A 13,947-nucleotide genomic window follows, 5' to 3' on the forward strand; every position below is an offset into this window, starting at 1 on the left:
CCGACGCGGCGGAGATGGTGAACCAGATCGCACCATTCGGTCGGACCGCGCTGAACGATGCCAGCCCGGAAGTGCGTCGCGCCGTAGAGCGCACCCTTGGCGAACTCATCAGCGAAACCCGCAGCTTCGAGCAGCACTCCTTGTTTGTGGAGCTCTCCGTCGCCCGATAAGTGCGTTCAACCCGCCGTCTAGGGCGAAAACGGTCAGCGGTGCTTACCAGCTGGTGTTGCTCAAAGCACGGACAGTGCCACGAAAAGGGGTCTCGCCGCTGAGTTCAACGGGACCACAGGTCTTCAGGCCGAGATCCCGGACCGAAGCCGAAGGACTCGGCCATCGCAATCGCGTTAGGAAAGTTCGCGGCGAGCGCGTCCGGTCCGTGGGCATCGCTACCGAAGGACACCGCGCGCCCGCCCTCCTCCGCCCACCACTGCGGAATCCACGCCTCCAGGCGCCGAGTGTTCATCTCCAACGCGCGCCCGGAGCGCGCGATCGCTCGCATCGCCGCCCTAAAGCCTTCCTCGAACTGGCGGGGGTTGAAGGGCCCGGCGACGGCGATCGGCCACGAGCGCACGGCATAGTCGATGTGGGTGAACACCTCGAACGTGTCCGACTCCGCGACCATTCGCGGGATCTCCTCCAGATACGCCCACATGACCTCATCCGCTGGCCGGTAGCGGTACAACGTCGTTGGCTCCGTGCACTCGCCGTCTTCGAACGGGAGCATGTGGAGCGATCCGTTGACGCGGTCGATCGCGCCACTGGATAGCAATGAGGCAGCTCGCGCGTCCCACAGGTGCGGCTGCCCGAACTCGACACCGGTGAGTATGCGAAGTTCAGGGTAGTCGTGACGGCACCGGTCAATCGCTTCGAGGTACCCGTCGGCATCGAAGGGCGGAAGTATCACGCGGCCGGTGGAATCCACGTACTTCTGCGCGTGCTCCCCGATGTCGCCTTCACCGACCCGCCAGTCGTCCGCGAAGTCAAGGTGCTCAGTGAACACGATCGCCGGCAGTCCAATCCGAATCGCCCGTTCACAGGTTCGAGCCATCGAGCCTTGCGACGCCGGATCCGATGCGTAGTCCCACGACCACTCGCTGTGGACGTGAGCGTCGGCCGTGAGCGTGGTCATCGCACCATCCGTAGTTCAACGAGGTTCGGTTCCGATGGATCGATGAACTCCGTGCCATCGACCACGAACCCGTTGCGCTGGTAAAACGCGATCGCTCGATGATTGCCACGAAGGACCCAAAGTTGCGCCGGATGGTCGCCGAGTACCGCGTCGAGCATCAATTGACCGAGGCCGCTGCCGTGGGCACCTACCAGCATGTAGATCGAGAACAAGTGCAGCGATCGAACGGGTGGGAACCCATGCTCGGCGTCAGGTCCGCGCGCCTCGCCAGAGTTCGCGAAGCCCACCAGAACTCCAGCATGTTCCGCGACCACCATGCGCCCCGGACGCGGATCAATGGATAGGTAACTAGTCCAAAACTGCTCACGTTTGCGAAAAACTTCCTCAGAGAACTGACGAGCTTCGAGCACGCCCGAGTAGGTCTCCCGCCATGCGTCGACGTGCACCCGAGCAATTTTCTCGGCATCAGAAGCCACCGCGTCGCGCACCCGGTGGCTATTCACGCTACCCATCACACGAGGCTACTGGGCGTGTTTGCTGCGGGATCGGATATCTGTCCCGCTGGGCGTGTGGCGTCGTGTCATGCCGGTTCTCCCATCTGGGCGAGCTGGGTTGCACCCGTCAGCTCCTCGACGTAGTTGTTCCTGCCATCACAAAGACCACATCGGCCTGTTTGCCTGTGTCGCTAGCATTCTGGAGTGACCCGTCGAAAATCGGCACTACTTACCGGTGCGGGGCGAGCGTCGAGCATCGCCCATGGAATCGCGAAGACGCTCGCCGACGACGGTTGGAATCTTGCTCTCACCACCTGGTCGCCGTATGACCTCGGAGCGGACTTCGGTGGCGGCGCGAGCGACGTCGACGAGCTCGAAGCGAGCCTGACTAGAGCGGGCGCACTCGTCGTGCGCATTGAAGCGGACCTCAGCGACCCGGCGGCACCGGCGGAAGTTGTTGCCCGCGCCGCCCGAGCCCTCGACGGTCTAGACGCCCTCGTCCTCTCCCACTCCCACAGCGTGGACTCATCAATCCTCGATACCAGTCTGGAAAGCTTTGATAGACACTTCGCCGTCAACTCTCGCGCAGCATGGTTGCTCATCAAAGCTTTCGCAGAACTCGGGCAAGAGTGGGGGCGCATTGTCGCTCTCACAAGCGATGCCGTGGTTCACAACGTTCCCTACGGCGCGAGCAAAGGTGCTTTGGACCGCATTATTCTCGCGGCTGCCGGAGAGCTCGGTTCACAGGGAATCACTGCCAATCTCATCAATCCGGGCCCGATCGACACGGGCTGGATGACAGACGACATCCGTGCTGCCTTGACGGATCGGCAGCCCACGGGCCGCCTTGGCAGCCCGGCCGACACCGCCAACCTCGTCCGATTCCTGCTCTCCGACGAAGGCGGCTGGGTGACAGGGCAACTGCTAAAGAGCGATGGCGGCTTCTCAATTTGACTGCGACGACCCTGCGAGAGAGTAGTAGGTTCGCGGAACCCCGGGCTCGAGCGCACGTCACACGCTGGAAGGCTCTGGCCTTGCAAGGGCGAGCACGCGCATCGTTGTGTCTGGTTCCTCACTGGTTCGATCACTGCCCTCGCAACGCCTTTGTTCGAGAACTTGGGCCGCGGAGCACGACCACTCAGGGTTGAGTGTTCAACTGAAGGATCAGCGCCTTCTCGTTCTCGGTCAGATCAGACAGTGCGAGCACGTCTTGTAGCACCCCCGACTTCCCGGCGATATAGGTCGTGATGTCCATATCGGGGACGCGGGACAACGCTGTTTTCACCGCGCCGTACCTGTCGCGCAGATCGGATCGCTGGCGGAGCACTTCCCGGACTGCCAAGTGGTTCCGGAGATGCAGTGTTCCCTCCACGCAGATATAGACGTTTCGACGCGGTTGGCTGTCGGGCGCATCCATTGCTTCTCGATCTGTAATGCCCAGGTCGCCACGGTGCACGTAGCCGGCTTGAGCGAGTGCTGCGATCGCCAGGCCAACGTGTTGCCGCTCCACGACGATATCGATGTCGAGGACGGGCTTTGCCGCTAGCCCGGGTACAGCTGTGGAGCCCACGTGTTCGATCGACAAAAAGGGAACCGCTTCGAGGGCTCGTTGCAGTTCGTTTGCAACGGCCCCGAACTGGGCGGGCCAATCCACGGAGTAGGGCACGACGTCAACCGACACGGCGGAATTGTTGCACAACGAGGGTCAGTCAGCGTGGACAGACGAGCTCAAATGCTCGCCAGATGCTTTGAAGGGTAGTGACGACGCACTGCATCCCGAGAACGACGCCGCCGGTCAAGCCTCTGCCCTCGGTGGCACTTGGGGAGGTGCGGGTCGTGGGGTGGATGGCCGTGATGGGGCGCGGCGCATGATCGCCGCAACGATACGGATCACAAGGGATTCACGATCATCCAGCGCTTCGCATGGCTGTGAGCATTGTGGCCCCAAATTGGGGCAGCCTTCGAGAATTGAGGGTGGCTAAGCTGTGCCCATGCCCGGCGTGCTGGAACTGCGTTTAGGCGTCACGCGAGGCGCGTTGGCACCTCGCGCCTACACGTCTGCCGTCAACGAGATCACCCTGAGTCTGGAAGAGCTCGATCGTGTCGTGGAGCCGGACCCGAAGTCTCGAGTCGCTTGGTTCGTTGAGCGGACCGATTGGTACGAAAGCGGACCGACGATCCAGCTAAGGCCTGATTTGCAGGGAGCGCATCGCTCCACGGAAGACCTTTACCGTCCGGGTCGCGCGTTACTCGCCGGGATCACGAGCCTGCATACCTCACCGAAGATCCCCGACGACTTCAGCGAGCGCACCGTCAAGCGAATGGCGGAGGTTGGTGCGCTGACACATCGACATGCTTCCGGCATTCAGACGATCGAGGTCGCCGAACTCGACCACGACAACACTTCTACTCGAATCGATGAGCGTGTTGACAACAACGCCAAACTTGCCGTCGCGCAAGCGTCCCTGGCGTATGGCTCCGTTGTGGGCAAACTCGACGTGATCAGTGCCCGCACCGCCAGGACGCGTATCGGGCTTGTGACGGGCTACGGGCCACCGGTCACATGCATGGTCGACAAGATTGACCCCGAGGTTTACTTGCATCTGTTCAACAGCAAAGTTCTCGTCGCAGGAATTCTGAAGCGGAACGTCAGTGGGCAGATCATCCGCATAGAGGCGGATTCGCTCGAACTGCAACAGCTGCCGAGCAGCGTTGACGTAGAGGCCCTTCGAGGTGCGCTCCCGAATCCGTCGGGCATGAGCGTTGCGGAGTACTTGGAGTGGCAACGTGGCCGTTGATAACACTCCGCGCGTATACGCCGATGCCGACGTTTTCCTGCACGTGTTGCTCAACCAGGAGCATGCTGACATTTGCGCCGCTGTCCTCGAGGCGGCCAAGCGTAAGGACATCCGCCTCGTGGCTTCGCGGCTTCTGATGGTCGAAGTAGGCGGTCACGGGTACCTCGCCGACAGTTCTGAACGCCCGGGCATTGAACGAGCCAACGCGCTGATAGCGGACTACCTCGACCTTGTCGACACCGAGTGGGTCGAACTTGATCTCATAACGGCTCGTGAAGCGCAGCAGCTCGCCTGGGACTACAAACTCCGATCAAGCGACGCAGTTCATCTAGCAACCGCACTGCGACGAAACGTGAACTACTTCATGTCTTACGACGAGAAGTTCCCTTTCGGTACCACCATCGGCCGAACGACAGTGCTTCGGCCCGCGGTCGTATGGCAGCCCACACTCGAAGATGGGCTGGTCGCGTAGCGCGTAGCGTATGGGGGCATCATCGGCCGACGATGCCGATTTGACGGTCCGGTGTCGATGGGCGAACTCGAGTACGGGGCGACTTGACTTCGCAGCCACCCTCTGCGGCTTCGCGAGGGTGAGGTGTGTGGTCGAAGTCCGGCAGCCTCCCTGCGGTCGCGGCGGCGGCCTGGTCGGGTTCACGCGCGTAATTGGCCTCGTCCTGCTGTAGCGGGCGTGGAATGAAGAGAACCTCAGTGGGCATCGCGGTCAACAAACCTGACGCGCCATACTCGACTAATGGCAAGCAAGTCTCTGGCTGAGTTGGGGCCGGTATGTATCGTGATCACGGGCATGCCTGGCGCCGGTAAGTCGACGGTCGCCGAACTTGTTGCCATGGGCCTGCCGAGGTCGATGATGCTCAGCGGTGACGCTGTTGCGGCCATGATCGTGGGTGGTCGAGTGTGGGCGCTCGGCTCGCCTCGTCACGAAGCTTTGGCCCAAATCGAGTTGATCAACAGGAACTTGGCAGCGCTCGCCAGGAACGCGACCGAGGCGGGATTCACGGCTGTAATTGAGACTGTGCTTCCGGATCGCGCCGAGTTTGACGCCCTTACCTCATCGCTGGCCTGTGACGTCCTGCTGATTGTTCTCTCGCCTGGAATCGAAGTTTGTCGAGCCAGGAACGCCACTCGCGCGAACGATCAACGGTGGGAGTTCGATGGCTATGAAGCACTCGAAGCGGAGATGCTCGATAACTTTCGCGACTCCGCATGGTGGTTTGACACGGCACAACTTGGCCCCTCGGAGACGGCCGAGCGAATCATCAGCGAAGCACACACCCGACTTTGATCGGGTCGGTGGGGTCGAATTTTCACGGACGGGTCGAGCGCGCCTGCCTGGCAGTGCGCGGCGACACAACTTCCAGGTCCAAGTTCAGGCTCGACAGACAGATCGGCTACTCAGGCTTCCCCTCGTCAGGACCAGTTTGAGCGTTACCTCCCTGTACTCGAAGCCCCCGAATTGTCTGCCCTCGGGGAGCGACCTTGCGCCATTCGTTGACTCGATCGCTGCATGGAGAGACGCACCGACTCGTGGTTGCGCTCGAATCGAATTGCGTCCGAGCGTGAGATGCCGACCTGCTCGGCGGCGTTTTCTGCGTCGATCTCACCGCCGAGGAACGTGAACTGCCAACCATCCGCCTCGCGAGCTCGAACGATCTGGCGAATCGCACTCGCGGTGTACTCGGAGCTGGAAGTATCCTGCCCGTCAGTGACGATCACGACCTGAACGACAGCCGGCCGCGCATGCTCAGGCTGCGACTGAAGATGCCGATGGAAGTCAAATAGTGCTGCGCCGAGGGTATCGAACAGCGCGGTGCCTCCTCGCGGCTCAAGCTTGAGCTGCACCTGCGCCGGATCTGCCAGATGATGTGTGCGCTTTGCTTCATGGTCAAACAGCACCACGTCTACAGTGCTCAGCCCGGGAAGGTGTGCTTGTTCCCTCAGTAGCTTCGAGACTGCGTCACTCATCGCTTCAGCGATCGGTGCCATGGACCCGGATCGATCGATCACGAGAAGAAGGGCTGTGTATTTCTGGTCGCTCAAAACTAGACCTCGCTTCAATGGTTAAGGGGTCAATTTTAACAGCGACACCTGTCTTTCGTACATTGGCCACCTGATTCGGACTTTGACCTCTAGGACCACTTGACGGCTGAGAGCCCATTTCTGTACATGGAAAAAGACCCCCAAATGTTTCCATGTCCCGATAGATGCCGGCCGGAATTTCACGATCGACTGTCTGGCCTCGTAGTGCTGCTCAGGGGGTCCAAAAATCGAATCACTTTTCGGAGCTCAACGTGTCCCCTGGAAACCCGCGGGCTTGCTGGGTTTGCATTATGGGGCGGACTGTCAGACGTCAGTCTCTGTTCGAATAGTGGTCTTGACTGGGTGGAATGATGGTTGCGTGGGGGTCCTTCTTCGTCTTGAGAATTTGCCCGACTAAGCGCGCTATTCCTTCGATCCGGCCAGAGAGCTAGCAAGCGTAGCCACATCGTTTCGATTCATCCGACTGGCTTACAGCTCGCATTCTTTTTGGCTGCGCCGGGCTTCATGCACTGGGAACCTTCCCCAGTTTCGGGGCTATTTATCTCAGCACAACCCTTAGTTTTCCCGTCTCTTATGAGACTATAAGTTATTGGGGAATTGGGATTGAGCTTGAGATTCCGCGTAGTTATGCGGGTTTTCGGCCCATCTAAACCCCACTTTTCGTTCAAGCCCAATTGGGGTTGAGATTCGTTGGGGTTGAGGCCGTCAAACATGGACAAAACCAATAATATGCTACAAAGAGAGCACTTCTCAGTAATATGTCATAATTGACTTCAGATGACCTTGCAATCATTATTGATTATCAAAAGTTCCCCTCTGAACGTGGCTTGCAAGGTCACACGTTCAGGGGGGTTACTCGTTGGAGAAACAAATGTCGGACCGACTAGATAGCCCTGGAGAGCACCTCCAGGGAGTAGACAAAGCCCTTGCTTGGGCTGCACTCGGATTGCGGGTACACCCTGTCCGAGAGAAGGACTCGTGGAGCGGAGACAAGCTCTTCGAGCGAAAGACTCCGTATCTGACTCGGGGTCTGACGGATGCCATCACGAACCCGGAAGGCATCCGGGCTTGGTGGGCGGCACAGCCTGACGCTCTAGTGGGCGTCGTAGCTGACAGCACCGTCTGTGTCCTCGATATCGACATGAACGCTGAAAAGGGCAAGGACGGATGGAACAGCCTGGTTGAGGCGGACCTGTCTGAGTTGCCCGACACTTTCAGCTACAAGACCAGCTCAGGCGGTGAGCATCACGTTTACCGTCACCCTCACGATGTGGAGTTGGGTCCTGCGGCTCCTGTGGTCATCTCTACTGGTGAGGTGTTGACGGACGTGGACCGTCGAGCGGGACGTTCTTACTTCATTGCCTGGGGTGACTCGGTGCCGACATCACTAGACGAGCTGGCTCCAGCTCCAGAGTGGTTGTGCGTGCCGTCAAGCTCGATGTCTGAGTCTCCCTTCCACGGCTCTATTGCCGACTGGGTTAGGACTCTGCGTCCCGTCACTTCATACGAGGTCAGTGCTGCCAAGGTTCGATTCCCTAGGGGAGAGTTCGGTCATGACGAGATGATTCAGCGTCAGGCTGAGTTGGTGCGTCTCGCTGCTGAGGGGAAGGGTGGAGTAGCTGGGGCTTTGGACCTGTTGCGTGCCCGTTGGCTTCAGGGTGAGTTCAATACGCCTGAGTATGCGGATGACTTTGACCGGTCTCTAGCTGGAGCCGTGCGCAAATTCGGGGGAACTGGTGAGCCTGACTCTCCTGAGGTTGTTGAGGCCATGACTGACGAGTTGGCTAACGACTACTACATAAAGCTCAAGGCTCAACAGAAGGCTAAGCGTCGGCTTGCTTCCGAGAATTTCACCGGTACCGAATTCCCGAGCTGGGAAGAGATGGAAGCTGCTTCTCAGACCTTCCTCATTGAGGACCTCGTGCCTGAACAGGGCATGGTCTTCCTCATTGCCAAGCGCAACATTGGAAAGACGTTCCTCTACATTGACGCTATTTGCTCCATGGCTTTCGGGATGCGCTGGCTGGGTAAAGAGACCAAGCAGACCAAAACCATGGTGGTCATCGGTGAGGGATTCAACGGCTACGTTGACCGTCTGAAGGCGTGGTGTGAAGCTCACGGGGAGGACTTCGAAGAGCTGAAGAAGTGGGTCATTCCGGTACGCGGAGCGAATCTGAATAACGAGACGTCTCTTGAGCTTCTGCGTGAGAAGGCCAACGCTGAAGAGGTGGGTCTCATCATCTTTGACACGTTCGCCAACACGAGCGGTGGGACTGACGAGAATGACGCTGCCTTGAACAGCATGACGTTGGAGGCGGCTGTTGCGATTCGTGCTGAGGCCACCACTTGGTTCATTCACCACCCGCGTAGGAGTGACCAGGACACAGATGCTCCAATTGCCAGAGGCTCGGGAGCGCTCGATGGTAGAGCGGACGTTGTGCTCACTATGTACCGAGACAAGAGCTTCAGTCCTACCAGCGGTTCAAAGCAGGAGTGGCTAGCGGTCTCCACTGAGGAAGACCACGCGGGCAAGAACCGTTCCGCCCGCACGGAGACCATCAGAGGTCTCTACTTGAATGAGGTTTCAGAGAATGCGGTGATGCGTCAGGTTGCCGGTGAAGGACTTTCTAAGCGTGTGCGTCGTGTGCGGGAGAAGCTTTCCGGTGTGATGACTCGGGCTGAATACCGTGACGAAACAGGTCTTAGTGAAGAAAGTGCGCGTCTTGATATTGAGGAGGCGGTAGAAGCTGGAGTGCTGGAGGTCTCGAGCGAGCGGGAGGGTCGTAAGCCAGCCACCTTCATGGTGAAGCGTCCAGTAGGCAACCACCTTGCGCTGGTCGCTTCAGTGCCTGTGCCCAAAAACGACGAAGCAGGCTAGTTGTCCAATGCAAAGAGAAGACCCCCGGCCTACTTACCTAGGTCCGGGGGTCTTTGCATTGCTGGTTAACGGTTCTCTGGAGCCATTCTGTAGGCGTTCGTGAGAGATTTGGAAAGTCTTCCGCGTGGATTGGCAGGGATGTTGTTGATTCGTGCCCATTCCCGCACTGCTGCGGCATCCAAGTCAGAGGCAGAGCGGATAGGCGCCGTCGTGCCTTTGGCGGGCTCAGGTTCCGCGTTCGCAATAAACGGGGTGATTGCGTCATCAAGAGCCGTTGCGCTCTTCTCAGACAGGTCGAGGTTGTAGGTCTTCCCCTTGTAGCTGAGTGAGACCTCTACGGCTCCGCCAGAGATTTCCTCTCCAGTGAAGTCATCGGTGATGAGGGTGGTTTCAATCTTCTTCTTCGCCATGAACTCACAATATCCACGCCAATCGAAACGCGCCATGCTAACGCCCTGTGGAAAATATGGGGATAACTAGGTTGAACCTTGTGGATGAACCGGATTACACACCCTTAAATGGGCGGAAATGGGCGGAAACAAGCGCGTGTGGGCAAAGGGCAGACCGATTTGTCTAGGCTCAGTTGCGTCAGGGGCCCCGCCTAGAATGGTGCTGTCTTCGAATTTCGAAGGAGATTCGGGCCACACGGTTCGGGTGCAAAACAAGACGACCCCGCTGACCGGGGTGCGGTCTAGCGGGGTCACGTTCTTGGCGGAACCAGACAACACTAGCGCGGCATCCTGGATTTAGCACCAGTCGTCTTCGAGCAACGGAGCAAAAAGATGAAGTTGGTTGAAGGCACTCCTGCCCCTTTCACCGGGGTCTACCGGGCGGTCACTGAGAACGGTGAGCTGCTTGACCTGTCGGTCAAGCTGTCCCGTTTCGAGCCCCTGCCCCGCGCCATTGAAGGGTCATGCTGGCAGCTCGAAAGGCTGACAGCGGCCTAGCGGCGAACGGAAGCCCCCGGTTGAAACTGACCGGGGGCCTCTCCGTTCCCAGCTACCGAGCTTCGACCGAAATGCGGGTGTCGATTGCCCCGCGTCCCGTTGACAGCTTCACGATGAACGAGCCACGGAGAATCTCCCGCCTCTTCTCAACGGGAGTTCCTTCCCAAGCTTCGTAACCCTTTGCCCACCCAATAGCGGGCTTCCAGAAAGCAGCCCGCTGCTCAGCCGTGGATCCCTCAGCAATGGAGGCTTCGATGTCGTCGTAGTTCGGCAGACCCTGCATGTAGGCCAGGAATTCAGAGAGCGCACCACCCTCAGCACTGAGCGCGGTGAGTCGGTCTCGTTCGATTTCGAGCGCTTCCCGCTCCCCCTTCAAGACCTTCAGCCGAGCTTTGAAAGCGGTCTGCTCGTCCACTAAGTCAGGGTCTGCAAGCAGTGCCTGAACATGCTCAATCTGACGGAACTTCTCTCCCAGGGCTGCGTAGATTGCGGTGATTCTTTCCCGGTCGTACCCGCCACCGGATACGGTCACGCGCTCTTCTGCAATGGCTTTCAGGGCTTCGTTGGTCACCCATTCGTCTGCCTCTGTGACGCGCACCGTAGCGTGCCCGCTGGTGTTGCCGGGGGTGTTCGATTTGCGGCACCGGTAGACGTGGTAGCTGTACTTGTAGACCTTCCCCTTGACCGTGCTCTTGGCACCGACAGAGCCCGCGCTCAGCGGGTTCCCGCAGGGGCAGAGCATGACACCGGAGAGAAGGTTGGTGGCTTTCTGTCCGGGCTTCTGCTTCCGGGCAGGGTTCGCTAGGAATGCCTCCATTGCGTCGAGCCGTTCACGGCTGACGATTGCGGGGAGTCCATCGGAGGCAAGCTCTTCACCTTTGTGCGTGAGGATGCCAGCCATGCGGGGGTTGGTGAGGATGCGCTTGATTGCTTCTGTGGTGAACATGCCGTCATGTTCGACTCGTTCCCGGCCACCGGTCCCCCGCTTCTTGCTGGAGCGGCCTGCGTCCGTCGTTTTGTGCCCGCGTGCGTTCCAGTCCCGAGCAACCTTGTAGAGCGTCCAGGGGGCCTGCTGACGGTCTTCCGGTGACAGGGTGTCGGGTGCGTCGAGCATGCGGCTGTAGGCGGTTCTGATTAGCTCAGCTTCGTCTGTGCGGAGCGTGAGCCTGTCGGTCTCGAAGCCAAAGACGCGGTTGCCTACGAGCGGCAGACCCAGGTTGAGTCGGTCGTTGACGCTGCGTCGAGCGCGCTCAGCCTTCAGACCGGACTCCAGCTCTGCAAGGGCTGCGAACAGAGCTGCGTTGAATGCGCCGGTTGCAGTGGTCGGGTCGATTTCTCCGGTGGCCAGGGTGTGCCAGCGGACCTTGGCTTGGATGCTTGCGCGGCGGATTGCGAAGCTTTCCACGTCGTTGCGTGCGAGTCGGTCCACAGCTACTGCAAGCACAAGGTCTGTGCGTCCGTCTTCGATGGTCAGCAGCAGGTCACGAAAGCCGGGGCGTTGTTTTCCGGAGTAGCCAGATATGTCGTTGTCTGAGTGCTCAGCAACGATTTCAGCGCCAAGCTTGGCAGCGAGAGCCCGCAGGTTCTCTAGCTGATTCTCGACAGACGGAATGTTTGCGTCCTCTTGGGAGATACGCGCGTACAGGGCAGCACGAGGTGTTTTCATTGCCCCTTTTTAGTCTCGACATCGCCCGAGAGCGCCGCGATGAACGCCTCTTGCGGCACCTCGACGCGGCCCACCATCTTCATGCGCTTCTTGCCCTCTTTCTGCTTCTCGAGCAGCTTGCGCTTGCGGGTGATGTCACCGCCATAGCACTTGGCCAGAACGTCTTTGCGCATCGCGCTGATCGACTCGCGCGCGATGATGCGGGCCCCGATGGCGGCCTGAATCGGCACCTCGAACTGCTGGCGCGGGATGAGCTTCTTGAGGCGCTCCGTCATGAGCACGCCGTAGGCGTACGCCTTCTCGCGGTGCACGATCGCGCTGAACGCGTCGACCGCCTCGCCCTGCAGCAGAATGTCGACCTTGACGAGGTCGGCCTCCTGATCGCCCGCGGGCTCGTAGTCGAGGCTCGCGTAGCCGGCCGTCTTGCTCTTCAGCTGATCGAAGAAGTCGAACACGATCTCACCGAGGGGCATCGTGTACTTGATCTCGACGCGATCCTCACCGAGGTAGTCCATGCCGATGAGCGAGCCGCGGCGGCTCTGGCACAACTCCATGATCGTGCCGACATAGTCTTTCGGGGCCAGAATCGCCGCGCGCACCATGGGCTCGCTCACCGCGGCGATCTTCGCGCCGGTCGGGAACTCGCTCGGGTTCGTGACCGTGAACTGCTTCTTGTCGTCGGTCGTCACCTCGTAGGTCACGCTCGGCGCCGTCGAGATCAGGTCGAGGCCGAACTCGCGCTCGAGGCGCTCGGTCACGATCTCGAGGTGCAGCAGCCCCAAGAACCCGCAGCGGAAGCCGAAGCCCAGCGCGACCGAGGTCTCGGGCTCGTAGTTGAGCGAGGCGTCCGAGAGCTTGAGCTTGTCGAGCGCCTCGCGCAGCACCGGGTAGTCGCTGCCGTCGATCGGATACAGCCCCGAGAAGACCATGGGCTTCGGGTCGGTGTAGCCCGCGAGCGCCGTCGCCGCCGGCTTCTGCGCGTTCGTGACGGTGTCGCCGACCTTCGACTGGCGCACATCCTTCACGCCCGTGATCAAGTAGCCGACCTCGCCGACGCCGAGTCCCTTGCTGGGGGTCGGCTCGGGCGCGCTGACGCCGATTTCGAGCAGCTCATGCGTTGCCCGCGTTGACATCATCTGGATGCGTTCCCGCGGGCTCAGCCGGCCATCCACCATGCGCACATAGGTGACGACGCCGCGGTACGAGTCGTACACCGAATCGAAGATCATTGCGCGGGCGGGGGCATTCGGGTCGCCCGTCGGTGCAGGAATCTGCCGCACAACCTCGTCGAGCAGCCCCTCGACGCCCATGCCGGTCTTGCCGCTCACACGCAGCACCTGATCGGGGTCGCCGCCGATGAGCCCCGCGAGCTCTTTCGCGTACTTGTCGGGGTCGGCCGCCGGCAGGTCGATCTTGTTGAGCACCGGGATGATCGTCAGATCATTCTCAAGCGCCAGGTAGAGGTTCGCCAGCGTCTGGGCCTCGATGCCCTGCGCCGCATCGACGAGCAGGATGGCGCCCTCGCACGCGGCGAGCGAGCGGCTCACCTCGTAGGTGAAGTCGACGTGCCCAGGGGTGTCGATCATGTTGAGCGCGTACGTGACGGGCTTGCCACCCTCGGCGGGAGCAAGCGCCCAGGGCATGCGCACCGCCTGGCTCTTGATCGTGATGCCGCGCTCGCGCTCGATATCCATGCGGTCGAGGTACTGCGCGCGCATATCGCGGTCGCTGACGACACCCGTGATGCCGAGCATGCGGTCGGCGAGGGTCGACTTGCCGTGGTCGATGTGCGCGATGATGCAGAAGTTGCGGATCAGCGTCGGGTCGGTCGCGGCAGGGGCGAGCGGCGTGAGGGCGCGAGGAGACATTTGGTGCCATTCTCCCATGAGGCTGGGCGGCTGGCAGACAGTCGAGTGGCCGACAGCGCAGAGCACCTGGTAACGTAAGCGGTTGGCTTGCGTGTCAGAAAGCCCTCTC

General features: G+C 60.3%; 13 protein-coding genes. 6 read left to right on the forward strand and 7 right to left on the reverse strand.

The features are described 5' to 3' along the window. Nucleotides 1-14 precede the first annotated feature (14 nt). Nucleotides 15-170 (forward strand): hypothetical protein, encoded by a 156-nt coding sequence (locus NNL39_RS00005; protein ID WP_255160972.1) that lies wholly within the window; start codon nt 15-17, stop codon nt 168-170. Nucleotides 171-274: 104 nt separating this feature from the next. Here the strand turns inward: NNL39_RS00005 and NNL39_RS00010 are convergent, their stop codons facing one another. Together NNL39_RS00010 and NNL39_RS00015 are read right to left on the reverse strand one after the other, a co-directional pair. Further along, nucleotides 275-1,129, reverse strand: a complete 855-nt coding sequence (locus tag NNL39_RS00010; protein WP_255159676.1) for a PHP domain-containing protein — start codon at nt 1,127-1,129, stop codon at nt 275-277. Then, complete coding sequence (locus NNL39_RS00015) at nt 1,126-1,641, reverse strand: GNAT family N-acetyltransferase (protein WP_255159677.1); 516 nt, start codon at nt 1,639-1,641, stop codon at nt 1,126-1,128. The genes NNL39_RS00010 and NNL39_RS00015 overlap by 4 nt, the downstream gene beginning before the upstream one ends. 186 nt (nt 1,642-1,827) lie before the next feature. Here NNL39_RS00015 and NNL39_RS00020 point away from each other — a divergent pair, with 186 nt between their 5' ends. Next, on the forward strand, nt 1,828-2,577 hold the full coding sequence (locus tag NNL39_RS00020; RefSeq protein WP_255159678.1) for an SDR family oxidoreductase: 750 nt from the start codon (nt 1,828-1,830) through the stop codon (nt 2,575-2,577). A gap of 184 nt (nt 2,578-2,761) precedes the next feature. Here the strand turns inward: NNL39_RS00020 and NNL39_RS00025 are convergent, their stop codons facing one another. Then, nucleotides 2,762-3,304: a GrpB family protein gene (locus NNL39_RS00025; RefSeq protein WP_255159679.1), complete on the reverse strand. Its 543-nt coding sequence runs from the start codon at nt 3,302-3,304 to the stop codon at nt 2,762-2,764. Nucleotides 3,305-3,614: 310 nt separating this feature from the next. On the opposite strand from NNL39_RS00025, the gene NNL39_RS00030 reads away from it, so the two are divergent. The 3 genes from NNL39_RS00030 (at nt 3,615) to NNL39_RS00040 (ending at nt 5,724) form a co-directional block, all read left to right on the forward strand. Continuing rightward, nucleotides 3,615-4,421 (forward strand): hypothetical protein, encoded by an 807-nt coding sequence (locus NNL39_RS00030; RefSeq protein ID WP_255159680.1) that lies wholly within the window; start codon nt 3,615-3,617, stop codon nt 4,419-4,421. Further along, complete coding sequence (locus tag NNL39_RS00035; protein ID WP_255159681.1) at nt 4,411-4,893, forward strand: type II toxin-antitoxin system VapC family toxin; 483 nt, start codon at nt 4,411-4,413, stop codon at nt 4,891-4,893. Before NNL39_RS00030 ends, NNL39_RS00035 begins: the two co-directional genes overlap by 11 nt. 279 nt (nt 4,894-5,172) lie before the next feature. Beyond that, complete coding sequence (locus NNL39_RS00040) at nt 5,173-5,724, forward strand: AAA family ATPase (RefSeq protein WP_255159682.1); 552 nt, start codon at nt 5,173-5,175, stop codon at nt 5,722-5,724. 143 nt (nt 5,725-5,867) lie between these two features. Here NNL39_RS00040 and NNL39_RS00045 read toward each other — a convergent pair whose 3' ends face one another. Continuing rightward, nucleotides 5,868-6,479, reverse strand: coding sequence for a vWA domain-containing protein (locus NNL39_RS00045; RefSeq protein ID WP_255159683.1), 612 nt, complete (start codon nt 6,477-6,479; stop codon nt 5,868-5,870). A gap of 871 nt (nt 6,480-7,350) precedes the next feature. Between NNL39_RS00045 and NNL39_RS00050 the strand changes: the two genes are divergently transcribed. Next, nucleotides 7,351-9,357 (forward strand): AAA family ATPase, encoded by a 2,007-nt coding sequence (locus tag NNL39_RS00050; protein WP_255159688.1) that lies wholly within the window; start codon nt 7,351-7,353, stop codon nt 9,355-9,357. A 65-nt stretch (nt 9,358-9,422) separates the two neighbouring features. On the opposite strand, the gene NNL39_RS00055 is transcribed toward NNL39_RS00050, so the two are convergent. From NNL39_RS00055 to lepA, 3 genes are all read right to left on the reverse strand, one after another. Next, nucleotides 9,423-9,767 (reverse strand): histone-like nucleoid-structuring protein Lsr2, encoded by a 345-nt coding sequence (locus NNL39_RS00055; RefSeq protein WP_255159684.1) that lies wholly within the window; start codon nt 9,765-9,767, stop codon nt 9,423-9,425. 589 nt (nt 9,768-10,356) lie between these two features. Next, nucleotides 10,357-11,970: a recombinase family protein gene (locus NNL39_RS00060; RefSeq protein WP_255159685.1), complete on the reverse strand. Its 1,614-nt coding sequence runs from the start codon at nt 11,968-11,970 to the stop codon at nt 10,357-10,359. Further along, nucleotides 11,967-13,838: a translation elongation factor 4 gene (gene lepA, locus NNL39_RS00065; protein ID WP_255159686.1), complete on the reverse strand. Its 1,872-nt coding sequence runs from the start codon at nt 13,836-13,838 to the stop codon at nt 11,967-11,969. The genes NNL39_RS00060 and lepA overlap by 4 nt, the downstream gene beginning before the upstream one ends. Between the last annotated feature and the right edge of the window lie 109 nt (nt 13,839-13,947).

Origin of the sequence: Microcella humidisoli (genome assembly GCF_024362325.1) — a bacterium.
In the GTDB taxonomy this organism is placed as follows: Bacteria; Actinomycetota; Actinomycetes; order Actinomycetales; family Microbacteriaceae; genus Microcella; species Microcella humidisoli.

Bases quoted from the DNA above. Each gene is read 5' to 3' on its own strand.
- NNL39_RS00015 (WP_255159677.1), bottom strand. From the start codon at position 1,641: ATGGGTAGCGTGAATAGCCACCGGGTGCGCGACGCGGTGGCTTCTGAT.
- NNL39_RS00050 (WP_255159688.1), top strand. From the start codon at position 7,351: ATGTCGGACCGACTAGATAGCCCTGGAGAGCACCTCCAGGGAGTAGAC.
- lepA (WP_255159686.1), bottom strand. From the start codon at position 13,838: ATGTCTCCTCGCGCCCTCACGCCGCTCGCCCCTGCCGCGACCGACCCG.
- NNL39_RS00010 (WP_255159676.1), bottom strand. From the start codon at position 1,129: ATGACCACGCTCACGGCCGACGCTCACGTCCACAGCGAGTGGTCGTGG.
- NNL39_RS00060 (WP_255159685.1), bottom strand. From the start codon at position 11,970: ATGAAAACACCTCGTGCTGCCCTGTACGCGCGTATCTCCCAAGAGGAC.
- NNL39_RS00005 (WP_255160972.1), top strand. From the start codon at position 15: ATGGTGAACCAGATCGCACCATTCGGTCGGACCGCGCTGAACGATGCC.
- NNL39_RS00055 (WP_255159684.1), bottom strand. From the start codon at position 9,767: ATGGCGAAGAAGAAGATTGAAACCACCCTCATCACCGATGACTTCACT.
- NNL39_RS00030 (WP_255159680.1), top strand. From the start codon at position 3,615: ATGCCCGGCGTGCTGGAACTGCGTTTAGGCGTCACGCGAGGCGCGTTG.
- NNL39_RS00040 (WP_255159682.1), top strand. From the start codon at position 5,173: ATGGCAAGCAAGTCTCTGGCTGAGTTGGGGCCGGTATGTATCGTGATC.